The sequence below is a fragment of the Escherichia sp. WS1368 genome (genome assembly GCF_046487485.1).
GTDB lineage: Bacteria > Pseudomonadota > Gammaproteobacteria > Enterobacterales > Enterobacteriaceae > Escherichia > Escherichia coli.
Genome location: NZ_JBJQJI010000006.1, coordinates 178,335 through 204,976 on the forward strand (window position 1 = coordinate 178,335; position 26,642 = coordinate 204,976).

General features: G+C 50.6%; 23 protein-coding genes and 2 pseudogenes. 8 read left to right on the forward strand and 17 right to left on the reverse strand.

Annotated elements, in window-relative coordinates:
* Positions 1-31: 31 nt before the first annotated feature.
* The 6 genes from odhB to sdhC form a co-directional block, all read right to left on the reverse strand.
* The gene (gene odhB, locus ACJHYD_RS14105; protein ID WP_000099850.1) at positions 32-1,249 is read right to left on the reverse strand and encodes a 2-oxoglutarate dehydrogenase complex dihydrolipoyllysine-residue succinyltransferase; all 1,218 of its coding nucleotides are present in this window, start codon (positions 1,247-1,249) and stop codon (positions 32-34) included.
* A gap of 14 nt (positions 1,250-1,263) precedes the next feature.
* On the reverse strand, positions 1,264-4,065 hold the full coding sequence (gene sucA / locus ACJHYD_RS14110; RefSeq protein WP_001181473.1) for a 2-oxoglutarate dehydrogenase E1 component: 2,802 nt from the start codon (positions 4,063-4,065) through the stop codon (positions 1,264-1,266).
* 349 nt (positions 4,066-4,414) lie between these two features.
* Positions 4,415-5,131: a succinate dehydrogenase iron-sulfur subunit SdhB gene (sdhB, locus tag ACJHYD_RS14115; protein ID WP_001235263.1), complete on the reverse strand. Its 717-nt coding sequence runs from the start codon at positions 5,129-5,131 to the stop codon at positions 4,415-4,417.
* Positions 5,132-5,146: 15 nt separating this feature from the next.
* Positions 5,147-6,913: a succinate dehydrogenase flavoprotein subunit gene (gene sdhA, locus ACJHYD_RS14120; protein ID WP_001550820.1), complete on the reverse strand. Its 1,767-nt coding sequence runs from the start codon at positions 6,911-6,913 to the stop codon at positions 5,147-5,149.
* The gene (gene sdhD / locus ACJHYD_RS14125) at positions 6,913-7,260 is read right to left on the reverse strand and encodes a succinate dehydrogenase membrane anchor subunit (protein WP_000254365.1); all 348 of its coding nucleotides are present in this window, start codon (positions 7,258-7,260) and stop codon (positions 6,913-6,915) included. The genes sdhA and sdhD overlap by 1 nt, the downstream gene beginning before the upstream one ends.
* Positions 7,254-7,658: a succinate dehydrogenase cytochrome b556 subunit gene (sdhC, locus tag ACJHYD_RS14130; protein ID WP_000263347.1), complete on the reverse strand. Its 405-nt coding sequence runs from the start codon at positions 7,656-7,658 to the stop codon at positions 7,254-7,256. Before sdhC ends, sdhD begins: the two co-directional genes overlap by 7 nt.
* Before the next feature lie 380 nt (positions 7,659-8,038).
* On the opposite strand from sdhC, the gene ACJHYD_RS14135 reads away from it, so the two are divergent.
* The 7 genes from ACJHYD_RS14135 (at position 8,039) to ACJHYD_RS14165 (ending at position 16,103) form a co-directional block, all read left to right on the forward strand.
* Positions 8,039-8,146 carry a hypothetical protein gene (locus ACJHYD_RS14135; RefSeq protein WP_001513234.1) on the forward strand — a complete coding sequence of 36 codons (108 nt, stop codon included), beginning with the start codon at positions 8,039-8,041 and terminating at the stop codon, positions 8,144-8,146.
* Between the two features lie 205 nt (positions 8,147-8,351).
* On the forward strand, positions 8,352-9,635 hold the full coding sequence (gltA, locus tag ACJHYD_RS14140; RefSeq protein ID WP_000785834.1) for a citrate synthase: 1,284 nt from the start codon (positions 8,352-8,354) through the stop codon (positions 9,633-9,635).
* Positions 9,636-10,024: 389 nt separating this feature from the next.
* Entirely contained in the window at positions 10,025-10,591 is a 567-nt protein-coding gene (locus tag ACJHYD_RS14145) for a fimbrial protein (protein ID WP_000472419.1), read from the forward strand.
* Positions 10,592-10,641: 50 nt separating this feature from the next.
* Positions 10,642-13,101: a fimbria/pilus outer membrane usher protein gene (locus ACJHYD_RS14150; RefSeq protein WP_019842360.1), complete on the forward strand. Its 2,460-nt coding sequence runs from the start codon at positions 10,642-10,644 to the stop codon at positions 13,099-13,101.
* 14 nt (positions 13,102-13,115) lie between these two features.
* Positions 13,116-13,847 carry a molecular chaperone gene (locus ACJHYD_RS14155; RefSeq protein WP_001550818.1) on the forward strand — a complete coding sequence of 244 codons (732 nt, stop codon included), beginning with the start codon at positions 13,116-13,118 and terminating at the stop codon, positions 13,845-13,847.
* Positions 13,844-14,905, forward strand: coding sequence for a fimbrial protein (locus ACJHYD_RS14160; protein ID WP_001550817.1), 1,062 nt, complete (start codon positions 13,844-13,846; stop codon positions 14,903-14,905). The genes ACJHYD_RS14155 and ACJHYD_RS14160 overlap by 4 nt, the downstream gene beginning before the upstream one ends.
* Positions 14,906-15,056: 151 nt before the next feature.
* Positions 15,057-16,103, forward strand: coding sequence for an AbrB family transcriptional regulator (locus ACJHYD_RS14165; protein ID WP_001550816.1), 1,047 nt, complete (start codon positions 15,057-15,059; stop codon positions 16,101-16,103).
* Here ACJHYD_RS14165 and nei read toward each other — a convergent pair.
* Genes nei through ybgI form a run of 5 tightly spaced genes read right to left on the reverse strand, consistent with a single transcriptional unit; the run spans position 16,100 to position 19,999 of the window.
* On the reverse strand, positions 16,100-16,891 hold the full coding sequence (nei, locus tag ACJHYD_RS14170) for an endonuclease VIII (RefSeq protein WP_001550815.1): 792 nt from the start codon (positions 16,889-16,891) through the stop codon (positions 16,100-16,102). The two genes, ACJHYD_RS14165 and nei, sit on opposite strands and share 4 nt — an antisense overlap.
* A gap of 35 nt (positions 16,892-16,926) precedes the next feature.
* A complete protein-coding gene (gene pxpA, locus ACJHYD_RS14175; RefSeq protein WP_001550814.1) occupies positions 16,927-17,661 on the reverse strand; it encodes a 5-oxoprolinase subunit PxpA in 735 nt (244 codons plus the stop codon).
* The gene (pxpC, locus tag ACJHYD_RS14180; protein WP_000912716.1) at positions 17,651-18,583 is read right to left on the reverse strand and encodes a 5-oxoprolinase subunit PxpC; all 933 of its coding nucleotides are present in this window, start codon (positions 18,581-18,583) and stop codon (positions 17,651-17,653) included. Before pxpC ends, pxpA begins: the two co-directional genes overlap by 11 nt.
* Positions 18,577-19,233: a 5-oxoprolinase subunit PxpB gene (gene pxpB, locus ACJHYD_RS14185; RefSeq protein WP_001188343.1), complete on the reverse strand. Its 657-nt coding sequence runs from the start codon at positions 19,231-19,233 to the stop codon at positions 18,577-18,579. Before pxpB ends, pxpC begins: the two co-directional genes overlap by 7 nt.
* 22 nt (positions 19,234-19,255) lie before the next feature.
* The gene (gene ybgI, locus ACJHYD_RS14190; RefSeq protein ID WP_001550813.1) at positions 19,256-19,999 is read right to left on the reverse strand and encodes a radiation resistance protein YbgI; all 744 of its coding nucleotides are present in this window, start codon (positions 19,997-19,999) and stop codon (positions 19,256-19,258) included.
* A gap of 270 nt (positions 20,000-20,269) precedes the next feature.
* Here ybgI and dtpD point away from each other — a divergent pair, with 270 nt between their 5' ends.
* Positions 20,270-21,751: a dipeptide permease DtpD gene (dtpD, locus tag ACJHYD_RS14195; protein WP_001550812.1), complete on the forward strand. Its 1,482-nt coding sequence runs from the start codon at positions 20,270-20,272 to the stop codon at positions 21,749-21,751.
* A gap of 42 nt (positions 21,752-21,793) precedes the next feature.
* Here dtpD and phrB read toward each other — a convergent pair whose 3' ends face one another.
* The 6 genes and pseudogenes from phrB to ACJHYD_RS14225 form a co-directional block, all read right to left on the reverse strand.
* Entirely contained in the window at positions 21,794-23,212 is a 1,419-nt protein-coding gene (phrB, locus tag ACJHYD_RS14200; protein WP_001550810.1) for a deoxyribodipyrimidine photo-lyase, read from the reverse strand.
* Entirely contained in the window at positions 23,209-23,718 is a 510-nt protein-coding gene (locus tag ACJHYD_RS14205; protein WP_001522578.1) for a YbgA family protein, read from the reverse strand. The genes phrB and ACJHYD_RS14205 overlap by 4 nt, the downstream gene beginning before the upstream one ends.
* Before the next feature lie 141 nt (positions 23,719-23,859).
* Positions 23,860-24,627 (reverse strand): annotated as a pseudogene (locus ACJHYD_RS14210) (ISAs1 family transposase); the annotation flags it as partial.
* 107 nt (positions 24,628-24,734) lie between these two features.
* Positions 24,735-25,322: pseudogene (locus tag ACJHYD_RS14215) on the reverse strand (RHS repeat-associated core domain-containing protein); the annotation flags it as partial.
* A gap of 105 nt (positions 25,323-25,427) precedes the next feature.
* Positions 25,428-25,931 (reverse strand): hypothetical protein, encoded by a 504-nt coding sequence (locus ACJHYD_RS14220; RefSeq protein ID WP_000720081.1) that lies wholly within the window; start codon positions 25,929-25,931, stop codon positions 25,428-25,430.
* Positions 25,928-26,642, reverse strand: a 715-nt coding sequence (locus ACJHYD_RS14225) for an RHS repeat-associated core domain-containing protein (RefSeq protein ID WP_208484006.1), incomplete at its 5' end; no start/stop codon positions are given. The genes ACJHYD_RS14220 and ACJHYD_RS14225, both read right to left, overlap by 4 nt.

Here is a 26,642-nt window from a genome sequence, read left to right on the forward strand (position 1 = left end):
TCGGTCTACAGTGCAGGTGAAGCTTAAACTACTACACGTCCAGCAGCAGACGAGTCGGATCTTCCAGCAACTCTTTGATCGTTACCAGGAAGCCCACGGATTCGCGACCATCGATCAGACGGTGATCGTAGGACAGCGCCAGGTACATCATCGGCAGGATCTCAACCTGACCATTCACCGCCATCGGACGATCTTTGATAGCGTGCATACCCAGAATTGCGCTCTGCGGCGGGTTGATGATCGGCGTAGACATCAGGGAACCGAACACACCACCATTGGTGATGGTGAAGTTACCACCGGTCAGATCTTCAACCGTCAGCTTGCCGTCACGGCCTTTAACTGCCAGCTCTTTGATTTTCTTCTCGATGTCTGCCATGCCTAGGGTATCGACATCACGCAGTACCGGCGTCACCAGGCCGCGCGGCGTAGAAACCGCCATGCTGACGTCGAAATAGTTGTGGTAAACCACATCATCGCCGTCGATAGAAGCATTCACTTCCGGGTAACGTTTCAGGGCTTCAACCACCGCTTTCACGTAGAAGGACATAAAGCCCAGACGAATACCGTGACGTTTTTCAAACGCTTCACCGTACTGCTTACGCAGATCCATAATCGGCTTCATGTTGACTTCGTTGAACGTGGTCAGCATAGCGGTGGAGTTTTTCGCTTCAAGCAGACGCTCTGCCACACGCTTACGCAGGCGAGTCATCGGCACACGTTTTTCGCTACGTGCAGCCAGAGCCGGTTGCGCCGCCGGAGCAGCCGCTGCCGGAGCAGACTCTTTCGCCGGGGCTTTCGCCAGATGTTTTTCCACATCTTCACGAGTCAGACGACCACCCACACCGGTGCCTTTAATGGCGCTGGCGTCGAGGTTGTGTTCAGCCAGCAGGCGACGGATCGCCGGGCTTAACGCATCGTTGTTTTGCTCTTCCAGAGACGCCTGCTGGCGTTGCGCCGGAGTGGACGCTTTCTCTTCAGATTTGGCGCTGGTTTCTTTACCGGTGCTGTTGCCTTCACGCAGGCGACCAAGGATCTGACGAGACGTTACCGTTGTACCTTCATCTTCCAGAACCGCATCCAGAATGCCGTCTGCTGATGCCGGTACTTCCAGTACCACTTTGTCAGTTTCGATTTCTACCAGCACTTCATCACGTACGACTGCGTCGCCGGGTTTTTTATGCCAGGTTGCGACGGTGGCATCGGCTACGGATTCAGGCAGGTCAGGGACCAGAATATCTACGCTACTCATTGTGTATCCTTTATTTATTCGACGTTCAGCGCGTCATTAACCAGATCTTGTTGCTGTTTCTGGTGAACGGACATATACCCTACCGCCGGAGAGGCGGAGGCCGGGCGGCCTGCATAACGCAGAGAAGCCCCAAACGGAATCACTTCACGGAAATGATGCTGGCTGCAGTACCATGCGCCCTGGTTGAGCGGCTCTTCCTGGCACCAGACAAAATCCTTGACGTGAGCAAACTGCTGCAACACTTCCTGCATCGCTTTATGCGGGAACGGGTAGAGTTGCTCGATACGCACAATGGCGACATCGTGTTGATTGTTCTTACGACGCTGTTCCAGCAGGTCGTAATAAACCTTACCAGAACACATCACTACGCGCTTCACGCCCTTCGGATCAAGCTCGTCGATTTCACCGATGGCTGGCAGGAAGGTGCCGTTCGCCAGTTCTTCGAGGCTGGAAACCGCCAGCGGATGACGCAGCAGGGATTTCGGCGACATCACGACCAGCGGACGACGCATCCCGCGCAGCGCCTGACGACGCAGCATGTGGTAAACCTGTGCCGGGGTAGACGGTACGCACACCTGCATGTTTTGCTCAGCGCAAAGTTGCAGATAACGTTCCAGACGCGCGGAGGAGTGCTCCGGCCCCTGCCCTTCGTAACCGTGCGGCAGCAACATCACCAGACCACACATCCGGCCCCATTTCTGTTCGCCAGAGGAGATGAACTGGTCGATAACCACCTGAGCACCGTTAGCGAAGTCACCGAACTGTGCTTCCCAGATAGTCAGAGTGCGTGGTTCTGCGGTGGCATAACCGTATTCAAACGCCAGCACGGCTTCTTCTGACAGTACGGAGTCCCAGACACGGAACGCGCCCTGGCCGTTATGGATGTGTTGCAGCGGCGTGTAAGTGGAACCGTTAGACTGGTTGTGGATCACCGCGTGGCGGTGGAAGAAGGTACCGCGACCGGAGTCTTCACCCGACAGGCGAACCGGAATGCCTTCATCAACCAGCGTGGCGTAAGCGAGGTTTTCCGCGCCGCCCCAGTCGAACAGTTTCTCACCGGCTGCCATTGCCTGGCGATCGCCATAAATCTTGGCAACGCGAGACTGCATTTCAACTGCTTCCGGCACCGTGCTGATGCGTTTAGCCAGTTCCTGCAGGCGCTTCATCTCAACTTTGTTCGGGTACTCTTCGTCCCATTCGTGGTTGAGGTACGGTGACCAGGTGAAAGAGTGCATGTTCATCGGACGCCACTCTGCTACCACGCAATCGCCAGCATCCAGCGCATCGCGGTACAGGTTAACCATCTCGGTGGCATCTTCCAGCGTCGCGACTTTTTCCTGCTCCAGCTTGTCAGCGTAGATTTTGCGCGGCGTCGGATGTTTTTTGATTTTCTGATACATCAGCGGCTGGGTTGCGCTCGGCTCGTCGGCTTCGTTATGGCCATGACGGCGGTAGCACACCAGGTCGATGAAGACATCACGTTTAAAGGTGTTACGGAAATCGAGCGCCAGACGGGTCACAAAGGCAACGGCTTCCGGATCGTCCGCGTTAACGTGGAAAATCGGGGCCTGAACCATCTTACCGATATCAGTACAGTACGGTGTAGAACGAGCATCCAGCGGATTAGAGGTGGTGAAGCCAACCTGGTTGTTGATAACGATACGTACCGTACCGCCAACTTCATAACCACGCGCTTTCGACATGTTCAGGGTTTCCTGAACCACGCCCTGCCCGGTCACTGCGGCGTCACCGTGGATGGTAATTGGCAGCACTTTGTTGCTGCTCGGCTCATCAAGTCTGTCCAGACGGGCACGAACAGAACCGATAACTACCGGGCTGACAATCTCAAGGTGAGACGGGTTAAACGCCAGCGCCAGGTGCACCAGGCCGCCATCGGTCTGGAAGTCAGACGAGAAGCCCATGTGGTATTTCACGTCGCCCGTGCCGAGGTGTTCTTTATGTTTACCGGCAAACTCGTCGAACAAGTCTTGCGGTTTTTTACCCAGCACGTTCACCAGCACGTTCAGACGACCACGGTGCGCCATCCCGAGAACCACTTCGCGGGTGCCGCTGTTGCCAGCGTGGCGGATCATCTCTTTAAGCATCGGGATTAACGCGTCACCGCCTTCCAGCGAGAAGCGTTTTGCACCAGGAAATTTTGCACCGAGGTAACGTTCAAGGCCTTCAGCGGCGGTCAGTTCGCTTAAGAAGCGTTTTTTCTCTTCGCTATTGAAAGTCGCGCGACCAGACTCGATACGCTGTTGGATCCAGCGTTTTTCTTCGGTGCTGGTAATATGCATATACTCGGCACCAATCGGGCCGCAGTAGGTTTGCTTGAGGGCTTCCAGCAGCTCGCCGAGTTTCATGGTTTCTTTGCCGCTGGCAAATGAACCGACGTTGAAGGTCTCCTGGAAGTCTGCTTCGGTCAGATCGTGGAAAGACGGATCCAGATCGGCCACTTTATCTTGCTGCCACAGTCCCAGCGGATCGAGATTCGCATGCTGGTGACCACGGAAGCGGTATGCGTTAATGAGCTGCAGGACTTTAACCTGCTTCACATTGGTGTCAGGGTCGGAGATCGTTGAAGAGTAACGTGAAGCGTCTTTCGCCAGGCGGCGGAAATATTCACGCGTTTGAGAGTGGAATTGATCCGGTTTGACTCCCGTACCAGGTAACTGCTGGAACGTCGAACGCCAGTTAGCGTCAACCGAGTCAGGATCGGTTAAGAAGTCTTCATAGAGCTGTTCTATCCAGCTCTGGTTTGCGCCAGAGAGGTAAGAAGAGTCCAACCAGGCTTTCAAAGCGCTGTTCTGCATCGTGATCCCTTAAGCATCTTTTTTATGCTTACTTCGCCGTGGATACTACCACGCACAGTGATGTGCGTGCCGGGGTTCACTTGCGAGCTCTTGTCTACGTAGTGGCTCGCGAAGGAACCTTTAAAAACTGTCTTAGTGTCAGGGGCAGTTTTTAAAGATTTCCTGCATTTCTTTTGTAGGCCGGATAAGGCATTCACGCCGCATCCGGCGCTGTTTGCCTGATGCGACGCTTGCGCGTCTTATCAGGCCTACGATTTCTGCATTTCTTTTGTAGGCCGGATAAGGCGTTCACGCCGCATCCGGCACTGGTTGCCTGATGCGACGCTTGTGCGTCTTATCAGGCCTGGGTTTACGCATTACGCTGCAACAACATCGACTTGATATGGCCGATGGCGCGCGTCGGGTTCAGCCCCTTCGGACATACACTGACGCAGTTCATGATGCTGTGACAGCGGAATACACTGAATGCATCGCTCAAACCGTCGAGGCGGCTGTCAGTCTCGGTATCACGGCTATCGATCAGGAAACGATATGCCGCTAACAAGCCTGCCGGGCCGATAAACTTATCGGGATTCCACCAGAAAGACGGACAAGAGGTTGAACAACATGCGCAGAGAATACATTCATACAGCCCGTCGAGTTTTTCGCGCTGCTCTGGCATCTGTAAATGCTCGCGAGCTGGCGGATTTTGTCCATTATTCAACAGGTAAGGCTTAATTTTCTCATATTGCGCATAGAATTGTCCCATGTCTACCACCAAATCGCGGATCACCGGTAAACCTGGCAGCGGGCGAATCACAATCTTCTTGCCCGGCTGGTTGAGTGCCGAAATCGGGGTAATACAGGCCAGACCATTCTTGCCGTTCATGTTCAGACCGTCGGAACCGCACACACCTTCACGGCAGGAGCGACGGAACGACAGGCTGGGATCTTTCTCTTTCAGCTGGATAAGCGCATCCAGCAGCATCATGTCACGACCTTCTTCCGCTTCCAGGGTGTAATCCTGCATACGCGGAGCATCATCAACATCCGGGTTATAGCGATAAATTGAAAACTCGAGTCTCATTTTCCTGTCTCCGCATTAGTAAGTACGAATCTTCGGCGGGAATGCCGGGCGCAGTTTCGGTTCCATGTTGACGCTTCGGCGCGTCATGGATTCCGACTCTGGCAGATACAGGGAGTGGCACAGCCAGTTTTCATCATCACGATCCGGGAAGTCGAAGCGGCTATGCGCGCCACGGCTTTCGGTACGGAAGTTGGCAGAAACAGCCGTTGCATACGCCGTTTCCATCAGGTTATCCAGTTCCAGGCACTCAACGCGCTGGGTGTTGAACTCGCTGGAAGTGTCATCCAGACGGGCATTTTTCAGACGCTCGCGGATCACTTTCAACTGCTCAAGCCCTTTCGCCATCGCATCACCTTCACGGAAGACCGAGAAGTTATGCTGCATACATTCTTGCAGCGCTTTACGAATCGCCACCGGATCTTCACCGTTACGATTATTGTTCCAGCGGTTCAGACGATCCAGAGACGCTTCAACATCAGACTCGCTGGCATCGCGCAGTGCGCCCTGCTCGGCGATAGACTCTTGCAGATGCAGACCTGCCGCACGACCAAAGACCACCAGGTCCAGCAGCGAGTTGCCGCCCAGACGGTTAGCGCCGTGTACCGATACACAAGCGATTTCACCAACGGCAAACAGCCCCGGAACAACCACATCTTCGCCTTTCTCGTTCACAGTCAGCGCCTGACCGGTCACTTTGGTCGGAATACCGCCCATCATGTAGTGACAGGTTGGGATAACCGGAATCGGCTCTTTCACCGGATCAACGTGAGCGAAGGTACGGGAGAGTTCCAGGATACCCGGCAGACGGGATTCGAGAACTTCTTTACCCAGGTGGTCAAGTTTCAGTTTTGCGTGTGGCCCCCACGGACCATCACAGCCGCGACCTTCACGGATTTCGATCATGATGGAACGCGCCACCACGTCACGGCCCGCCAGGTCTTTGGCGTTCGGCGCATAACGCTCCATAAAGCGTTCGCCATGTTTGTTCAGCAGATAACCGCCTTCACCACGGCAACCTTCGGTGACCAGTACGCCCGCTCCTGCAATGCCGGTCGGGTGGAACTGCCACATTTCCATATCCTGTACTGGTACGCCTGCACGGATAGCCATGCCGACGCCGTCGCCAGTGTTAATGTGGGCGTTGGTGGTGGACTGATAAATACGCCCTGCCCCGCCAGTCGCCAGCACGGTAGCGCGGGCTTTGAAATAAACCACTTCACCAGTTTCGATGCACAGTGCGGTACAACCGACCACCGCGCCATCGGCGTTTTTCACCAGATCCAGCGCATACCATTCGGAGAAAATAGTGGTGTGGTTTTTCAGGTTCTGCTGATAAAGGGTGTGCAACAGTGCGTGACCGGTACGGTCAGCTGCCGCCGCAGTGCGTGCCGCCTGCTCGCCGCCGAAGTTTTTCGACTGGCCGCCAAACGGACGTTGATAGATACGACCATCATCAAGGCGCGAGAACGGCAGGCCCATGTGTTCGAGCTCCAGAATCGCTTCCGGCCCGGTTTTACACATATATTCAATCGCGTCCTGGTCACCGATATAGTCCGAACCTTTTACGGTGTCGTACATATGCCATTCCCAGTTATCTTCATGGGTATTACCCAGCGCAACGGTAATGCCGCCTTGCGCAGAAACGGTATGGGAACGGGTCGGGAAGACTTTAGAGAGCAGCGCACAGGTCTGACCGCTCTGGGAAATTTGCAGCGCCGCGCGCATACCTGCGCCACCGGCACCAATCACAACTGCATCAAATTCTCTGACTGGCAATTTCATCACACACCCCACACCACAACGAATCCATAAATCACGTAAACCACCAGTGCAACGACAATCACCAGTTGCAGCATCAGGCGCAAAGCCAGCGGTTTAACGTAGTCGGTCAACACCTGCCACATGCCGATCCAGGCATGGATCAAGATAGAAAACAGCGCCAGCAGGGTGAACACTTTGGTGAACGCAGAGGCGAAGAAACCGATCCAGACTTCATATGTCAGCTCGCCACTGGTAGCGAAAAAACCGACCATATAAATGATGTAGAGCGTCAGGACGATAGCGGTAGCGCGAACGAGGATAAAATCATGTACGCCATTGCGTCCTAATGCGGAGGCGTTGCTTACCATACGAGGACTCCTGCGAGAAGTGAAAGCACGACAGTAATAACAAAGGAGATTTTGGCGGAGCGTTTACCCGCTTCGAATGTTTCTTCCAGATAGCCAAAATCCATCATCATGTGGCGAATACCTACGACGACGTGATACGCCAGAGCGGTAAGGATGCCCCACATGATAAATTTGACGAAGAAGCTGCCCATAATCGCGGAAGCTTGCTCGAAACCTTCAGGGGAAGAGAGGCTGGTACCCAGAAGCCACAGCAGGATGCCCACTGCAACAAAGGTGATCACACCGGAAACGCGATGGAGAATGGACGCTATCGCCGTGATGGGGAACCGGATGGTCTGTAGGTCCAGATTAACAGGTCTTTGTTTTTTCACATTTCTTATCATGAATAACGCCCACATGCTGTTCTTATTATTCCCTGGGGACTACGGGCACAGAGGTTAACTTTCTGTTACCTGGAGACGTCGGGATTTCCTTCCTCCGGTCTGCTTGCGGGTCAGACAGCGTCCTTTCTATAACTGCGCGTCATGCAAAACACTGCTTCCAGATGCGAAAACGACACGTTACAACGCTGGGTGGCTCGGGATTGCAGGGTGTTCCGGAGACCTGGCGGCAGTATAGGCTGTTCACAAAATCATTACAATTAACCTACATATAGTTTGTCGGGTTTTATCCTGAACAGTGATCCAGGTCACGATAACAACATTTATTTAATTTTTAATCATCTAATTTGACAATCATTCAACAAAGTTGTTACAAACATTACCAGGAAAAGCATATAATGCGTAAAAGTTATGAAGTCGGTATTTCACCTAAGATTAACTTATGTAACAGTGTGGAAGTATTGACCAATTCATTCGGGACAGTTATTAGTGGTAAACAAGTTTAATAATTCGGATTGCTAAGTACTTGATTCGCCATTTATTCGTCATCAATGGATCCTTTACCTGCAAGCGCCCAGAGCTCTGTACCCAGGTTTTCCCCTCTTTCACAGAGCGGCGAGCCAAATAACAAACGGGTAAAGCCAGGTTGATGTGCGAAGGCAAATTTAAGTTCCGGCAGTCTTACGCAATAAGGCGCTAAGGAGACCTTAAATGGCTGATACAAAAGCAAAACTCACCCTCAACGGGGACACAGCTGTTGAACTGGATGTGCTGAAAGGCACGCTGGGTCAAGATGTTATTGATATCCGTACTCTCGGTTCAAAAGGTGTGTTCACCTTTGACCCAGGCTTCACTTCAACCGCATCCTGCGAATCTAAAATTACTTTTATTGATGGTGATGAAGGTATTTTGCTGCACCGCGGTTTCCCGATCGATCAGCTGGCGACCGATTCTAACTACCTGGAAGTTTGTTACATCCTGCTGAATGGTGAAAAACCGACTCAGGAACAGTATGACGAATTTAAAACTACGGTGACCCGTCATACCATGATCCACGAGCAGATTACCCGTCTGTTCCATGCTTTCCGTCGCGACTCGCATCCAATGGCAGTCATGTGTGGTATTACCGGCGCGCTGGCGGCGTTCTATCACGACTCGCTGGATGTTAACAATCCTCGTCATCGTGAAATTGCCGCGTTCCGCCTGCTGTCGAAAATGCCGACCATGGCCGCGATGTGTTACAAGTATTCCATTGGTCAGCCATTTGTTTACCCGCGCAACGATCTCTCCTATGCCGGTAACTTCCTGAATATGATGTTCTCCACGCCGTGCGAACCGTATGAAGTTAATCCGATTCTGGAACGTGCTATGGACCGTATTCTGATCCTGCACGCTGACCATGAACAGAACGCCTCTACCTCCACCGTGCGTACCGCTGGCTCTTCGGGTGCGAACCCGTTTGCCTGTATCGCAGCAGGTATTGCTTCACTGTGGGGACCTGCGCACGGTGGTGCTAACGAAGCGGCGCTGAAAATGCTGGAAGAAATCAGCTCCGTTAAACACATTCCGGAATTTGTTCGTCGTGCGAAAGACAAAAATGACTCTTTCCGCCTGATGGGCTTCGGTCACCGCGTGTACAAAAATTACGACCCGCGCGCCACCGTAATGCGTGAAACCTGCCATGAAGTGCTGAAAGAGCTGGGTACCAAAGATGACCTGCTGGAAGTGGCTATGGAGCTGGAAAACATCGCGCTGAACGACCCGTACTTTATCGAGAAGAAACTCTACCCGAACGTCGATTTCTACTCTGGTATCATCCTGAAAGCGATGGGTATTCCGTCTTCTATGTTCACCGTGATCTTCGCTATGGCACGTACCGTTGGCTGGATCGCCCACTGGAGCGAAATGCACAGTGACGGTATGAAGATTGCCCGTCCGCGTCAACTGTATACAGGATATGAAAAACGCGACTTTAAAAGCGACATTAAGCGTTAATGGTTGATTGCTAAGCCGTTTACTTTCCGGACCCGCCTTTAATAGAGCGGGTTCTTTTTTATATGGCTGAACATAATAAATTGTAAAAATTAAACCAGATGCAAATACCCATTAATAAGGTGAAATAATGTGACAAGTCACATACTGAGCAGAATGATAAGTTTATTTTTATACTTTCCTGCCGGTAGCATTGTTAACCCAATGAAAATTATGCATATCCATCCCACCCCATCTTTCATCTCATTAAACAATAAATTTATGCACTCAATTATTCCATTCTTTCTATAACAAGCTTTTTAATATTGTTAAATAAAACCAAATACATTCAACTGTCAGTTAATATATTCTTGCCTCGCAACACTCTATCTCATTATTTAAAGGACTCAGCTATGTTTAAAGGACAAAAAACATTGGCCGCACTGGCCGTATCTCTGCTGTTCACTGCACCTGTTTATGCGGCTGATGAAGGATCCGGTGAAATTCACTTTAAAGGTGAAGTTATTGAAGCACCGTGTGAAATACATCAGGATGATATTGATAAAGAGGTTGAACTCGGTCAGGTGACCACCAGCCACATTAATCAGTCGCATCACAGCGATGCCGTTGCTGTCGACCTGCGCTTAGTCAACTGCGATCTGGAAAACTCCAACAACGGTTCCGGCGGCAAGATTTCTAAAGTTGCAGTCACCTTTGACAGCTCAGCGAAAACCACCGGCGCAGATCCGATTCTCAACAACACCAGCACGGGTGAAGCGACCGGTGTCGGCGTGCGTTTAATGAATAAAGATCAAAGCAATATCGTTTTAGGCACCGCTACTCCAGATATCGACCTGGCACCAACCTCCAGCGAACAAACGTTAAATTTCTTTGCGTGGATGGAACAAATTGATCAGGCTACGCCCGTAACACCAGGTGCAGTTACGGCGAATGCAACCTACGTGCTGGATTATAAATAAGTATCACTTTGGCGGCGCTATCGCCGCCTTTCTTCAAATATTTATCAGGTATGGACACCGTGAATATTTATCGACTCTCTTTTATATCCTGCCTAGTCATGGCGATACCTTCCGCATTGGCGGTCGAATTCAACCTGAATGTCCTCGATAAATCGATGCGAGATCGCATTGATATTTCATTATTAAAGGAAAAAGGGGGCATTGCTCCCGGTGAATATTTTGTTAGCGTTGCAGTAAATAACAACCAAATCAGTAACGGACAAAAAATTGACTGGAAAAAGAACGGTGACCAAACCATTCCGTGTATTAATGATTTACTGGTAGATAAATTTGGTTTAAAACCTGAAGTTCGTCAGTCGTTACCACGGTTAAACCAGTGCGTCGATTTTAGCTCCCGGCCTGAAATTCTCTTCATTTTTGATCAGGCTAGCCAGCAACTGAATATCACTATTCCACAAGCCTGGCTGGCGTGGCACTCAGATAACTGGACTCCCCCCTCAACATGGAAAGAAGGTGTCGCCGGCGTCCTGATGGACTACAACCTGTTTGCCAGCAGCTACCGCCCACAGGATGGTAGCAACAGCACTAACCTGAACGCCTATGGAACAGCCGGAATTAACGCGGGAGCATGGCGTTTACGCAGTGATTACCAATTGAATCAGACCGATAGCGATGATAACCATGAACAGTCAGGCGAAATATCACGCACCTATCTTTTTCGTCCATTACCGCAATTAGGTTCAAAATTAACCCTTGGTGAAACGGATTTCAGTTCCAATATTTTCGACGGCTTTTCTTATACCGGCGCGGCACTGGCAAGTGACGATCGGATGTTACCGTGGGAGCTACGCGGCTACGCCCCACAAATCAGCGGCATTGCACAAACCAACGCCACCGTCACCGTGAGTCACTCAGGGCGAGTTATTTACCAGAAAAAAGTCCTACCAGGTCCGTTTATCATTGATGACCTTAATCAGTCCGTCCAGGGTACGTTGGATGTCAAAGTGACGGAAGAAGATGGTCGGGTGAACAATTTCCAGGTTTCGGCAGCATCGACGCCTTTCCTTACGCGCCAGGGGCAGGTTCGCTATAAACTTGCTGCCGGTCAGCCGCGAACATCTATGTCTCATCAAACTGAAAATGAAACCTTTTTTAGCAATGAAGTTTCCTGGGGGATGCTGTCAAATACCTCACTGTACGGCGGCCTGCTGATTTCGGGTGACAACTACCATTCTGCCGCAATGGGTATCGGGCAAAATATGCTCTGGCTTGGTGCATTGTCGTTTGATGTCACCTGGGCCAGTAGTCAGTTTGATACTCAGCAGGACGAGCGGGGCTTAAGTTACCGCTTTAATTACAGCAAACAAGTGGATGCCACTAACAGCACGATTTCGCTCGCCGCTTATCGCTTCTCAGATCGTCATTTTCACAGCTACGCCAACTATCTGGATCACAAATACAACGACAACGATGCGCAGGACGAAAAACAGACGATCAGCTTATCCGTGGGGCAACCGATTACCCCACTGAACCTCAATCTGTACGCCAACCTGCTGCATCAAACCTGGTGGAATGCAGACGCCTCCACGACCGCCAACATCACGGCGGGTTTTAATGTTGATATTGGTAACTGGAGAGATATCTCGATCTCGACGTCATTCAATACAACCCATTACGAAGATAAAGATCGCGACAATCAGATTTACCTGTCGATTTCGCTCCCCTTCGGTAACGGGGGGCGGGTCGGTTATGACATGCAAAACAGTAATCACAGCACCACGCACCGCATGTCGTGGAATGATACGTTAGATGAACGTAATAGCTGGGGCATGTCTACCGGACTGCAATCCGACCGTCCGGATAATGGAGCCCAGGTGAGCGGTAACTATCAGCACCTGAGTTCAGCGGGTGAGTGGGATATTTCTGGTACCTATGCCGCCAATGATTACAGTTCCGTCAGCAGCAGCTGGAGCGGTTCTTTCACGGCAACTCAATATGGTGCGGCGTTCCATCGCCGCAGCTCCACCAATGAACCACGCCTGATGGTCAGCACCGATGGCGTGGCAGATATTCCGGTTCAGGGCAATCTCGACTACACCAACCATTTTGGCATTGCGGTGGTGCCGTTGATTTCCAGTTACCAGCCTTCCACCGTGGCGGTGAACATGAATGATTTACCCGACGGCGTAACAGTGGCAGATAACGTTATCAAAGAAACGTGGATTGAAGGCGCGATAGGTTACAAATCGCTGGCTTCCCGTTCCGGTAAAGACGTTAACGTCATCATTCGCAACGCCAGCGGTCAGCTCCCCCCCCTCGGTGCGGATATCCGCCAGGAGGATAGCGGCATTAGCGTGGGAATAGTTGGTGAGGAAGGACACGCCTGGTTAAGTGGAGTCGCTGAAAATCAACAATTTACCGTGATCTGGGGTGATAGCCAGCGTTGCTCGATCCATCTTCCTGAACATATGGAAGACACCGCAAATCGCCTGATTTTACCTTGTCATTAATTAAGGAAATGAAAATGACATTTATGAAAGGACTACCCCTTTTGTTGTTGGTTGCCAGTCTGTGCAGCTACGCTGCGCTACAACCCGATCGCACTCGCATTGTGTTTAACGCTAATGATAAAGCCACCAGCCTGCGAGTGGATAATCGTAGCGATAAACTCCCCTACCTCGCTTATTCCTGGCTCGAAAATGAAAAAGGGGAGAAAAGCGATGATCTTCTGGTCGCCCTGCCACCGATACAACGTCTGGAACCGAAAGCAACAACGCAGGTGCGGATAGTCAAGCAAGCCTCGACCGCGAAATTACCTGGCGATCGCGAAACGCTATTTTTCTACAATATGCGTGAAATTCCTCCCGCCCCAGAAAAAAATAGCGACCATGCCGTTCTGCAAGTCGCCATTCAGAGTCGTATCAAGGTATTCTGGCGACCGGCTGCATTACGCAAGAAAGCAGGAGAAAAGGTCGAACTGCAGTTACAGGTCAGCCAGCAGGCCAACCAACTGACACTGAAAAATCCTACCGCGTATTATCTGACCATTGCCTATCTGGGGAGAAATGAAAAAGGCGTTCTCCCCGGCTTCAAAACCGTGATGGTTGCGCCTTTTAGTACGGTCAACACAAACACCGGAAGTTATAGCGGCAGGCAGTTTTATCTCGGTTATATGGATGATTACGGCGCGTTACGCATGACGACGCTCAACTGCAGCGGACAATGCCGTTTACAAGCAGTGGAGGCGAAGAAATGAGTGCTGGCAAGGGAGTGTTGCTCGTCATCTGTCTGGTATTTCTGCCGTTGAAGTCTGCGCTTGCCCTGAACTGCTACTTTGGTTCATCCGGTGGTTCGGTAGAAAAATCAGAAGTGATTCAACCTTTTGCTGTGCCAGGTAATGCCAAACCCGGCGATAAGATCTGGGAATCTGACGATATTAAAATTCCCGTCTATTGTGACAACAATACCAACGGCAACTTTGAAAGCGAACATGTCTACGCATGGGTAAACCCCTACCCGGGGGTACAGGATCGTTATTATCAACTCGGCGTGACATACAATGGTGTCGATTACGATGCCAGTCTGGGGAAAAGCCGCATCGACACCAACCAGTGTATCGACAGTAAGAATATTAACATTTATACCCCTGAGCAGATTATCGCGATGGGCTGGCAGAACAAAATATGCTCGGGTGACCCCGCTAATATTCACATGTCGCGAACCTTTCTCGCTCGTATGCGGTTATACGTTAAGATTCGCGAAATGCCGCCGCATGATTATCAAAGTACGCTTAGCGACTACATCGTCGTGCAATTTGATGGTGCCGGTAGCGTTAACGAAGACCCTACCGCCCAAAACCTGAAATACCATATTACTGGTCTGGAAAACATTCGTGTACTGGATTGCAGCGTCAATTTTTCTATTTCACCAGAAACACAGGTGATTGATTTTGGTAAATTTAACCTGCTGGATATTCGCCGCCACACAATGTCGAAAACATTCAGTATTAAGACGACAAAATCACAAAATGACCAGTGCACCGACGGATTTAAGGTCAGCTCCTCCTTTTATACCGAAGAAACGTTGGTTGAAGAAGATAAAGCATTGTTGATTGGTAATGGTCTGAAGCTACGTTTGCTGGATGAAAACGCCTCGCCTTATACCTTCAATAAATATGCTGAATACGCCGATTTCACCAGCGATATGCTGATCTACGAAAAAACCTATACGGCTGAACTTTCGTCCATTCCAGGTACCCCCATCGAGGCTGGCCCCTTCGATACAGTGGTGCTTTTTAAGATTAACTATAACTGATTTGCCATGATGCCCTTTGCAGCCGGAAAGGGCATCTCTTTCAGAAAATTGCTGATTTTCCCCTTTTCCTTGATTGCTGTTATTTTTTCCTGGCCCGGCTTTCTTTATGCTGTATCGATACACCAAAGAAAAAATAATGAGGGAACGAAGGATGCCAATTTTGCAGTGGGGAATGTTATGTGTGCTCTCACTTCTCCTTTCTATTGGTTTCCTCGCGGTACATCTCCCGGCGGCGCTATTACTTGGACCGATGATCGCCGGGATCATCTTTAGTATGCGCGGAATTACTTTACAACTCCCCCGCTCCGCTTTTCTCGCCGCGCAGGCCATTCTTGGCTGTATGATTGCGCAAAACCTCACTGGTTCGATTCTCACCACGCTGGCCGTCAACTGGCCGATCGTGCTTACAATTTTACTGGTGACGCTGCTTTCCAGCGCCATTGTTGGGTGGCTACTGGTGCGCTATAGCTCATTACCAGGAAATACTGGTGCCTGGGGTTCTTCTCCTGGCGGCGCGGCGGCAATGGTCGCTATGGCGCAAGATTACGGCGCAGATATTCGCCTGGTGGCGTTTATGCAATATCTGCGAGTGCTGTTCGTCGCAGGGGCCGCTGTTCTGGTCACCCGCATGATGCTGGGCGATAACGCTGAAGCGGTTAACCAGCAGATCGTCTGGTTTCCGCCAGTGAGCATTAATCTCCTGCTTACGATTTTGCTCGCGGTCGTTGCTGGTACGGCGGGATGCTTGCTACGTCTTCCTTCCGGCACGATGCTCATCCCGATGCTGGCGGGCGCAGTGCTCCAGTCTGGTCAGCTCATCACCATCGAACTACCAGAATGGCTGCTGGCGATGGCGTATATGGCAATTGGTTGGCGGATTGGTCTTGGTTTCGATAAACAAATATTACTGCGGGCATTGCGCCCACTGCCACAAATCCTGCTGTCGATTTTTGCTCTGCTGGCTATTTGTGCAGGTATGGCGTGGGGACTGACCCGGTTTATGCATATTGATTTTATGACTGCCTACCTCGCCACCAGCCCCGGCGGGCTTGATACCGTGGCGGTCATCGCCGCAGGGAGCAATGCCGATATGGCGCTTATTATGGCGATGCAAACCCTGCGCCTGTTCAGTATTTTGCTGACGGGACCTGCCATTGCGCGGTTTATTTCAACCTATGCGCCGAAACGTACGGCCTAGTGCTGACAGCCTGGGCACCAGTAAAACGGGCGAGATGACAGCGTGGTTTTCTCAATGATGCTGCCACAGCGTTCACACGGTTCGCCATCACGATGAAAAACCTTAAAGCGAAACAACGCCCCATGATGTTTATTCTCATCCACCTGCCCCCGCGTAGCGTAAGAAAGTCGAGGAATATCCAGTAACGCGTGTGCGAGTGCATCTAGTCGCGCCGCACTGAGATCTTTCGCTTTATGATTGCCGGTTAACCCAACCTGCCAGAGGATCTCCACCCGCAAATAATTGCCAAGCCCAGCCAGAAACGCCTGATCGAGTAGTAATCCAGCAAACTGACGGTTACGAAAGCGCGGCGACAATAACCGTTCCTTTACCACCTCCGGCGTCAGATTCGGATCCAGCACATCGGGACCAACGCGTTGTAAAAACGGATGCGTGGTCAGTTGTTCCGGGGTCAACATCTCAATATCCGAGGCGCTATAAAGCAGAATGGTTTTGTCAGCCGTTTGCAGTTTTACCCGCAATACTCGCGTGGTCTGCGGCTCTTCGCCGGTTTCAACCACGCGCCAGACGCCGTAAAGCTGATTATGGCTGTAGAGCGTTAAGTCGTTGGAAAAATGAGTTAACAACGCCTTACCACGCGTTTCCACATGGGTAACGTGTTGACCGATAAGTCGTGATTGATAAGATTTTAACTGCGGGAAGGCAAACCAGACATCAGTTAGTGGTTTGCCTTTGATCGCCGCCTCCAGGTTATCCGCTGCACGGCGGATCTCCGGGCCTTCAGGCATGGTGATATCCTTTTTTCATTCTTTATTAAGCGGGGTTATGCTGCGACAACAATCCCCTTTTCGGCAAATGTAGAGCGTAGTCGGCGGGCGAACGCCAGTGCGTGCTCGCCATCGCCATGCAGGCAGACCGTTTGCGCCGTGACCGTTGCCCATTCGCCGGTGATGCTTTTGACTCTGCCGTGTTGCACCATCTCCAACGTTTGCTCCAGCGCCTGTTCTTCGTTTTCAATCAACGCGCCTGGCTGGCTTCGCGGCACCAGCGAACCGTCTGCCTGATAACCGCGATCGGCAAACACTTCCTCGCGCGTTGTCAGGCCATATTGCTTGCCTGCACGAATCAGCTCGCTTCCTGCCAGCCCGACGAGAATCAATGCCGGATCGCAAGCGTATACCGCTCTGGCGATGGCGTCTGCCAGTTGTGCCTCTTTCGCCGCCTGGTTGTATAACATGCCGTGCGGTTTGACATGACACATTACGCCGCCTTGCGCACGGGTAATCGCTGCCAGCGCGCCAATTTGATACAGCGTCTGGGCGTAAACGGTTTCTGGCGGCAGCTGCATGGCTCTGCGACCAAAATTTTCCCTGTCGGGAAAACTCGGATGAGCGCCAATCGCAACACCATTTTTTATTGCTTCACGCACGCAAGCCTGCATGGTTTGCGCATCGCCTGCATGAAATCCACAAGCAATATTGGCAGAGGAAACCAGCGTTAATAGCTCTGCGTCGCTGGCGCAGCCTTCGCCCAGATCGGCGTTCAGGTCAATTTTCATTGTGCAGCCGCCACGCTAATTGTTCGAAATAACGTTGTTGATCTTGCCGCGCTTTCAGTGCCTCTTCCAGTGAACACTGGACAAAATGAATCGGCTGACCGAGCGGAATTTGCGCCAGATGGTACATATCAGCCTCAATGATACAGGCAATACGCGGATAACCACCGGTGGTCTGTGCGTCGTTCATCAATACAATCGGCTGGCCGTTATGCGGCACTTGCACCACACCCGGCAACAAACCGTGAGATAACAGTTCGCGATCGGTGGTGCGTTTTAAAATTTGCCCCTGTAAGCGATAGCCCATTCGGTTACTTTGCGAGCTAAGCTGCCAGGGCGAACGCCAGAATGCATCCTGCGAGGCGCGATCGAACTCATGATATTCCGGCCCCGGCAAGGCGCGAATGCGGTTGCCCCACAGCAGCTGTTTAACGCCCTGCGCTTCCATAAAATCACGCTTCGCTTTGCCAATCGGGAGTCGGTCACCATCCTTCAGTAAACGGCCTTCCAGCCCGCCAATCCCCACTTTGAGATCGGTGCTGCATGACCCCATTACCGGCGGAACATCAATACCACCCGCGACCGCCAGATAACTGCGCATCCCGTGCTGCGGGCGTTTAAGCGTTAAACGCTGGCCTGCTTTCATCGGCAATCGCCAGCCAGTCCAGACGGCATTATCATCCAGCCGCGCTTCGCAACCTGCCCCCGTCAGGGCAAACCACCCATCAGTTTCGAACTCTACCGTTAACTGACCGAGCGTGATCTCCAGCGCGGGGGCATTGGCGTCATTACCCACCAGCAGGTTAGCAATGCGTAACGCAGGCATATCCAGTGCGCCGCAGTGGCTGATACCCGACTGGCGAAAACCGTGACGACCGCCATCCTGCACAGTGGTATACATGCCCGCACGAATAATCTTCAGCATACTCCCTCCTTCTGCGGTACAAAGCGCACGCTGTCTCCCGGACGTAATAAGATGGGTTCGTCACGCGCCGGATCAAACAGGCTGAGTGAGGTATGACCAATCAACTGCCAGCCACCCGGCGTTGCCAGCGGATAAACACCAGTCTGCGGCCCGCCGATCCCGACAGAACCTGCCGGAACGAGCAAGCGCGGTTCAGCGCGACGTGGCGTGTGTAGTTGTTCCGGCAAACTCCCGAGATACGGGAAGCCCGGTTGAAAACCTAAAAACCAGACCACGTATTCCACGGAGGAGTGCAATTCAACAACCTGTTTTTCGCTCAACCCACAATGCGCCGCGACCACCGCCAAATCCGGTCCGCCTGCGCCACCGTAAACAACCGGAATTTCAATAAAACGAGACTCCGGCTCCAGCGCCTCACTCTCCTCCCACCAGCGTTGCAAACGCTCTATGGCATCCAGCGCCAGCGACTCAGGATTACGTAAAATCACCGTGATATTGTTCATGCCGGGAATGGCTTCAACCACATTCGGCATATCCACCAGACGCTGTGCCAGTCGCCAGATCCGTTTCTGGCTAGCCAGCGTCACCGGCGGTTCCAGTTCCAGCACTACCGCCGTTTCACCTATCAGATAACAACGCGCTCGTTGCACTTTCGATCCCTCTGATTATTCGTTATGCAGGATTAGGAATATCAATAAAGGTCACATCAAGATCGGTATTTTCATTCAGCCACTCGCTCAACGCGCGAATACCACCACGTTCAGTGGCATGGTGACCCGCAGCATAAAAATGCAATCCCTGCTCGCGGGCTGAATGAATGGTCTGTTCAGAAACTTCGCCAGTAATAAAAGCATCCACGCCAAAACGCGCGGCGCTATCGATAAAACTTTGCCCGCCGCCCGTGCACCAGGCAACGCGCTGGACCACCTCAGGTCCGGTATCGCCACACCATAACGGCTTACGTCCCAGACGCGCTTCAATCCAGGAGGCTAGTTCCAGTCCCGGCACAGGCATGGTCAGTTCGCCCCACGGCACCAACGGCTCAATTTCGCCCATGACCGAGATCCCCAGTAACGCCGCCAGCTGTGCGTTATTGCCCAGCTCAGGATGTGCGTCAAGCGGCAAATGCCAGCCATACAGGTTGATATCATTTGCCAGCAACGTTTTTAAACGGTTACGCTTCATGCCGCGAATGACCGGAGATTCGCCTTTCCAGAAGTAGCCATGATGCACAATGACCGCATCCGCGCCCAGACGCACTGCCTCATCGAGCAAAGCCTGGCTGGCAGTGACACCGGTAACAATTTTTTGCACCGTCTCTTTGCCTTCCACCTGCAAACCATTCGGCGCGTAATCACTAATCGCCGCGCTGTTCAGTTTTTCGTTAATCAGTTGTTCCAGTTCGGTGTTTTTCATCTTCGCGCCTTCCGTATTCTGATAGCTACACCGTTAACATAGCGTTACCTCGCCTGTTCGTCGATAGCCAATCTTTTGACATATTAAGAAACAAACCCGACGCCAAAAGACGCAAATTGTTTATATCATCACGCTTCAGCTAATGTATATTTATGCAATCAGACAGCATATTGCATAAATAATCAGATCTGTATCAAAGTTTTAACTTTAAGGAAACACAAGCACGCCGCGCAACTATTACGTGACGTTGCAGTCAATTGTGGAATTATTATGAATAAACACGCATCACAGCCGCGCGCTATTTACTATGTCGTTGCGCTGCAAATCTGGGAATATTTTAGCTTTTACGGCATGCGTGCCCTGCTGATTCTCTATCTCACCAATCAACTAAAATACAACGATACTCACGCCTACGAGTTATTTAGCGCCTACTGTTCGCTGGTGTATGTCACGCCAATCCTCGGTGGCTTTTTGGCGGATAAAGTTCTCGGTAATCGCATGGCGGTGATGCTGGGGGCGTTGTTGATGGCGATCGGTCATGTGGTGCTGGGTGCCAGTGAGATCCATCCGTCATTCCTCTATCTGTCCCTGGCGATTATCGTTTGTGGCTATGGTCTGTTTAAATCCAACGTCAGTTGCCTGCTCGGCGAGCTGTATGAGCCAACCGATCCGCGTCGTGATGGCGGTTTCTCGCTGATGTATGCGGCGGGTAACGTGGGGTCTATTATCGCACCTATCGCCTGTGGTTACGCCCAGGAAGAGTATAGCTGGGCGATGGGCTTTGGCCTGGCGGCGGTTGGCATGATCGCGGGTCTGGTCATTTTCTTATGTGGCAATCGTCATTTCACTCATACCCGCGGCGTTAACAAAAAAGTACTGCGTGCGACAAACTTTCTCCTGCCCAACTGGGGATGGCTGCTGGTTCTGCTGGTGGCAACGCCTGCGCTGATCACCGTACTGTTCTGGAAAGAGTGGTCGGTATACGCCTTGATTGTCGCGACTATTATTGGCCTGGGTGTATTGGCAAAAATTTATCGCAAAGCAGAAAACCAGAAACAGCGTAAGGAGCTGGGGCTGATTGTTACCCTCACCTTCTTCAGCATGTTGTTCTGGGCATTCGCACAACAGGGGGGTAGCTCGATTAGCCTTTATATCGACCGCTTCGTTAACCGCGATATGTTTGGTTATACCGTTCCGACTGCTATGTTCCAGTCGATTAATGCCTTCGCAGTTATGCTGTGCGGTGTGTTCCTGGCGTGGGTGGTTAAAGAGAGCGTCGCAGGTAATCGTACCGTGCGCATCTGGGGAAAATTTGCTCTTGGCCTTGGCCTGATGAGCGCCGGATTCTGCATTCTGACCTTAAGCGCCCGCTGGTCCGCAATGTATGGTCACTCTTCTCTGCCACTAATGGTGTTAGGCCTGGCGGTGATGGGCTTTGCGGAACTGTTTATCGACCCGGTTGCTATGTCGCAGATTACGCGCATTGAAATCCCTGGCGTGACTGGCGTATTAACTGGCATTTATATGCTGCTTTCCGGCGCGATTGCGAACTATCTGGCTGGCGTGATTGCCGATCAGACATCGCAGGCTTCGTTTGATACTTCCGGGGCGATCAACTACTCCATCAATGCATATATTGAAGTATTTGATCAAATTACCTGGGGCGCACTGGCGTGTGTAGGAGTGGTGTTGATGATTTGGCTGTATCAGGCGCTGAAATTCAGAAACCGCGCGCTGGCGCTGGAGTCTTAACAGGCCAGCACCGATGCCTGATAAAACGCTCGCTGCGTTTTATCAGGCTCCTTTCCTCGCTTCTTCGTACGCTGCCAGCGTTCGCAGCCTTGCCTCTTTGTGATCAACTATCGGTTGCGGATAATCCAGCGTCACACCTGCTTTCTGCGCCCACTTCCACGGCTCATGCACCACTTTCCCTGGCACATCGCGCAGTTCCGGTAGCCACTGGCGGATAAACTCGCCTTCGCGGTCAAATTCCTCGCCCTGGGTTGTCGGGTTAAAAATACGAAAATACGGCGCTGCATCGGTTCCGGTTGAAGCGGCCCACTGCCAGCCACCGTTATTGGCTGCCAAATCACCATCAATCAGCTGCGACATGAAATATCGCTCACCTTCGCGCCAGTCGATCAATAAATCTTTCACCAAAAAACTGGCTGTAATCATCCGTAGCCGGTTATGCATCCAGCCAGTGCTGTTAAGCTGACGCATGGCGGCATCGACAATCGGGTATCCGGTTTTACCTTCCTGCCAGGCCTTTAAATAAGTGGGATTGCTTTGCCACTGTACACGATCCGTCCAGGCAATAAATGGACGATGTTTACACAACGAAGGGTAATACGTCATCAGATGACGGTAGAACTCGCGCCAGATCAGCTCATTAAGCCAGACACTACCGGCCCCACCGTCCAGCGCCTGCGGCTGTTCCGCCAACAGGCGATGCAAACACTGGCGAGGCGATAACCCGCCCGTTGCCAGACTGGCGGACAAACGACTGGTGCCTTCCACTGCCGGAAAATCTCGTTGTTGCTCATACTCTCCGGCACCGTTCTGGCAAAACTGGCGTAATTGCGCAATCGCCGCTTTTTCTTCCACCGGGAAATGCGCAGTATCGAAAGACTGACGAGGGTAATTCAGCGTAATTGATAGCGCGGGATCTATCGATCCACTACTACGTACTTTTGGCGCAGCGACGCACTCCGGCACCCCTTCTCGCAACCGTTTCAGCCAGGCGTTTTTAAATGGCGTAAAGACTTTGTACATCTCATGATTGCCAGTCATCACCGCCCCCGGCGGCAGGATCACGCTGTCGTCAAATCCTTCACACACCACGTTACGCAGCGTTCTCTCAACCTGCACATCCCGCGCCCGCTCATTCACTTCATACTGATAGTTATAAAAAAGATGAGTAACGCTGTTTTCCGCGCACACCTGTTTAACTATTTCGACACTGGCGGCAAAGTCATCCACTTCGCGGAACAATAAAGGAATGCCTTTTTCCGCCAGCGCTATTCGTAGCCCGTTCAGTTGTGCATTGATAAATTCAGCCTGACGCGGCGACATATTATGCGCCGCCCACTGGCGTGGTGTAGCGATATACAACGCCAGCACGCGTGCAGACGAATTGCGGCAGGCGGCAGCCAGCGCGAGATTATCGTGCTGACGTAAATCCTGGCGAAACCAGACCAGATGGGTAGTCATAAAACTCCTGCATGGCGCAAGTTAATCACACGCGGCCAAAGTTCGAAATAACGCTGCTCTGAAAGCCAGGCGTCAGGATAAAACGCCATATAGTGTTTGATACGCATCAGCGGCGCAAGAAGCGGTTGCTCGCCACGGCGATAACTGTCGATAAGCGCCGCCAGCTGCTGGCGTTCTGTGGAATCAATATGTGGGCGAAAATATCCCTGAACGTGCATCAAAACGTTAGTATGATCACGCCGGTTGGCAGGGTGAGAAAGCAAAACAATTACGCGTTGGCGGTACTGGTTGTAATAGTCATCCAGATTTTGCCACTGGTGAATATCAGCCACAAACGGGCCAAGTTTGCGGTACTCCGGCTGGGAATGGGCCAGAAAGACGAGTTTATAGCGGCTGTGATAATCGTTGAGTGCCCCGCGCGTTAAGCCATGTTCTTTCAGTCGATGTAACTCATGAAGGGCGAAGATACGGATTAGGGTGCTGTCATCAAATCGTTGCTGATTCATTACTGCTCCTGAACGGTTTACAGGAGTAAGTGTAGACGTTGGGAAATGATATTTGTGAAGTTAATCCTGTTGTAGCAGGGCAAGATTACGAAAGCCCGCTCCCCGCAAGGACTGACGTCAGGTAGTTTCTGTCCATGGCTGCCCTTTCCATTCAAACGTGAAATCAATAAGTTCATCAGGGACATCGCAAACAATATGAAGACGGATTTCTTCTCTGCCGTGACTCTTTTCACTCATTGCGTAACTGTCATGCTCTGGATTATTTAATTCTTTCAGTGGGAATTTTTCCTCAAAGGCTTTATTTAGTCGTCCCTGATTTCCTTTTACAGCGAATACATAATCACCGCCCTGTTTTTGTATCTTCTCTGCAATATCTTTCTGGCAACCCATCGCATCAGTTGTGATGATTTTTCCTTTAATATCCAACATGTTAAGAAGTTCAGGGATAGCTGTGATCTCATTGGATTTCTCATCCGTCCTGATCTGTCCGATGACCAGACTGTGCATTGTTGAGAACGCACTAATGACATGAATCGCTCCCCTGCGGCGACTCTTGTCATAAGAATGCCGGAGCGTTTTTCCATCAATTGCAATAACGTCTTTATCATCTGAAGAATGGCAGTCACGCATCCAGTTAATAAAGCACTCGTGAAATTTTGAAGGACTGATACAGGATACAACTCTGGCGATGGTATCGTGAACAGGAATACCATTTTAAAAATCACCATATTGTTTTAAAAAATCGAGATGTGTTTCCCCAAAATCCTCTATATCTTCCCAACCGTCTGCACAAGAAATAACGGCACAAATAGTCAACAGTAGAATATCCGACAATTTATGTTCCACTTTCCTGGCATGTCTGTAATCGGAAGTAATAGAAATATGTTCCATCAATTTTTTAAGTTCCATTTTGTTCTCCTTAATTATGTAAGGAGTATTTGATCATGTATAAGCAATAAAAAACAGCTTCAGGTAATGAGGAATATCTCAATTTTTAAACATAAAATGCGAATTATTTAGTACAAAAAGAGTACTTCTGATGATCTTTCCCTGTCCTTGGCACCATCATTTTTTGACGCTTCAAAAATACTACTACAAGTGAGTTTAGAAAACTCTTTTCCAGATAATTCTCCAGGTTGTAATCCTCCGCCGCCAAAAATCCTACTCCCAGGATTTCCATACCTATTTAGAGCATATGAATAGCAATTATTTACGGCAAGATAATACGCATCTGAATTTAGTTCTCGATTGAATACTGGAGCAGGTTTATCAATTAAGCCCAGCGGATCAATAGAATAGGTTGGATGTATGGAAGCATATACATACTGATTCCACCCGCCTTCCAGCCCAATCGGTTCCTGAGTGATATACCGCCCCTGCAGCGGGTCATAATAGCGGTGGCGGTTGTAATACAGGCCGGACTCCTCATCATACTGCTGCCCCGGCAGACGGATAAGCTGCTGCAGGTGCTGCGGGTTCTCTTCAGTCAGCAGGTTGCCCCATTCATCATATTCTGCGCACCATTCTGTTGCCCCGTCAGGGCTGATAAGCGTCAGCGGCAGGCCGCGATAGTCGCAGTGGTAGAGGTGGATTATTCGCAGTGGTAGAGGTGGATTATTCGCAGTGATCTATATGCCAACGTCATCTTATTTTTCATCTACTCCAACGAGTAGACAAGTTTTTTATTAAACCATTTATACCTTTTACGATTAAATTTTCTTATGTAATAGAGGTGAATAATCTTCCCAAAAATCCATACAAGCTTTACTTGCATAAAAGAATCCAGCGTCTGATTCATAAGACATAAACTGTGCAATAATAGATAGTTGTATATCTGAAAAATTAAAAACAAAATTCAAAAAATCATCGTGATCCCGATACTCAGGACATAAATATTGTTGAATAAAATCGGATTCAAAAACCCAAAAATCATTCTTATTAAACAACGAGGCATAAATATACAGAGGGATGTAATAGCAGAATACTTTCTCAGGGAGGAATGTAATTCCTAACTCTAAAGCATAAGAGTCATCCTTTATTTTAAAATTGTTGGCTATTTCATTCCATTGTTTCTTTTGGAAAAAATTATATACAATATCCAGTTCCTCCAGCCCTGTAATATCATTTGAAATATGAGGTAATGGCTGGCATGGGAAATGAATCATAAGTTCATCATAGACTGCACTCTCGTTAGAGAAAATTATTTTTTTCATTTTATTAAGCCACTGCAATCAGCTGCTGTTTTATATGCTTTATTCTCTTCTTCCATATGGGCCTTATCTCCACCACCAAAGCACTGATTATTAATCTGCTTTCTGACCGAAGCGCACGCCAAATTTATCTCGTACCGTCTCAATATTTCTTTTCTCAGCATCTGAGGAGCGCAAGCTCTAGACTGGTTACATAATCTGTTTTTTTCATTTTGTAAGTCACTCAGGTTCTGGGGACTACAGTTACCACCAGGATTTACACCTGACTTATGTTCATCTGTTAATTTGTCGGCTTCTGGATTAACTTTACGGCCATATTGATCTCTGCGTTGTTGCCCACTTTGGATAACACCACCTGATGAAAACAAACCGCAACTCATCAGTGCTACAACACTAAGAATTAACGGATTTAACCCTTGTGGGTCTATCTCTGAGATCGGATTTAACGGATACTGATAAAAATTCCATCCCCCCTTAAGCCCAATCGGATCCTGAGTAATATACCGCCCCTGCAGCGGGTCATAATAGCGGTGGCGGTTGTAATACAGGCCGGACTCCTCATCATACTGCTGACCCGGCAGGCGGATGAGCTGCTGCAGCTGATGCGGGTTCTCTTCATTCAGCAGGTTGCCCCATTCATCGTATTCTGCGCACCATTCTGTTGCCCCTTCCGTGCTGACAAGCGCCAGCGGCAGGCCGCGATGGTCGCAGTGG

Excerpts from the sequence above, each read along its gene's own strand:
- odhB (WP_000099850.1), bottom strand. The coding sequence starts at position 1,249 with ATGAGTAGCGTAGATATTCTGGTCCCTGACCTGCCTGAATCCGTAGCC.
- sucA (WP_001181473.1), bottom strand. The coding sequence starts at position 4,065 with ATGCAGAACAGCGCTTTGAAAGCCTGGTTGGACTCTTCTTACCTCTCT.
- sdhB (WP_001235263.1), bottom strand. The coding sequence starts at position 5,131 with ATGAGACTCGAGTTTTCAATTTATCGCTATAACCCGGATGTTGATGAT.
- sdhA (WP_001550820.1), bottom strand. The coding sequence starts at position 6,913 with ATGAAATTGCCAGTCAGAGAATTTGATGCAGTTGTGATTGGTGCCGGT.
- sdhD (WP_000254365.1), bottom strand. The coding sequence starts at position 7,260 with ATGGTAAGCAACGCCTCCGCATTAGGACGCAATGGCGTACATGATTTT.
- sdhC (WP_000263347.1), bottom strand. The coding sequence starts at position 7,658 with ATGTGGGCGTTATTCATGATAAGAAATGTGAAAAAACAAAGACCTGTT.
- ACJHYD_RS14135 (WP_001513234.1), top strand. The coding sequence starts at position 8,039 with ATGCGTAAAAGTTATGAAGTCGGTATTTCACCTAAGATTAACTTATGT.
- gltA (WP_000785834.1), top strand. The coding sequence starts at position 8,352 with ATGGCTGATACAAAAGCAAAACTCACCCTCAACGGGGACACAGCTGTT.
- ACJHYD_RS14145 (WP_000472419.1), top strand. The coding sequence starts at position 10,025 with ATGTTTAAAGGACAAAAAACATTGGCCGCACTGGCCGTATCTCTGCTG.
- ACJHYD_RS14150 (WP_019842360.1), top strand. The coding sequence starts at position 10,642 with ATGGACACCGTGAATATTTATCGACTCTCTTTTATATCCTGCCTAGTC.
- ACJHYD_RS14155 (WP_001550818.1), top strand. The coding sequence starts at position 13,116 with ATGACATTTATGAAAGGACTACCCCTTTTGTTGTTGGTTGCCAGTCTG.
- ACJHYD_RS14160 (WP_001550817.1), top strand. The coding sequence starts at position 13,844 with ATGAGTGCTGGCAAGGGAGTGTTGCTCGTCATCTGTCTGGTATTTCTG.
- ACJHYD_RS14165 (WP_001550816.1), top strand. The coding sequence starts at position 15,057 with ATGCCAATTTTGCAGTGGGGAATGTTATGTGTGCTCTCACTTCTCCTT.
- nei (WP_001550815.1), bottom strand. The coding sequence starts at position 16,891 with ATGCCTGAAGGCCCGGAGATCCGCCGTGCAGCGGATAACCTGGAGGCG.
- pxpA (WP_001550814.1), bottom strand. The coding sequence starts at position 17,661 with ATGAAAATTGACCTGAACGCCGATCTGGGCGAAGGCTGCGCCAGCGAC.
- pxpC (WP_000912716.1), bottom strand. The coding sequence starts at position 18,583 with ATGCTGAAGATTATTCGTGCGGGCATGTATACCACTGTGCAGGATGGC.
- ybgI (WP_001550813.1), bottom strand. The coding sequence starts at position 19,999 with ATGAAAAACACCGAACTGGAACAACTGATTAACGAAAAACTGAACAGC.
- dtpD (WP_001550812.1), top strand. The coding sequence starts at position 20,270 with ATGAATAAACACGCATCACAGCCGCGCGCTATTTACTATGTCGTTGCG.
- phrB (WP_001550810.1), bottom strand. The coding sequence starts at position 23,212 with ATGACTACCCATCTGGTCTGGTTTCGCCAGGATTTACGTCAGCACGAT.
- ACJHYD_RS14205 (WP_001522578.1), bottom strand. The coding sequence starts at position 23,718 with ATGAATCAGCAACGATTTGATGACAGCACCCTAATCCGTATCTTCGCC.
- ACJHYD_RS14220 (WP_000720081.1), bottom strand. The coding sequence starts at position 25,931 with ATGAAAAAAATAATTTTCTCTAACGAGAGTGCAGTCTATGATGAACTT.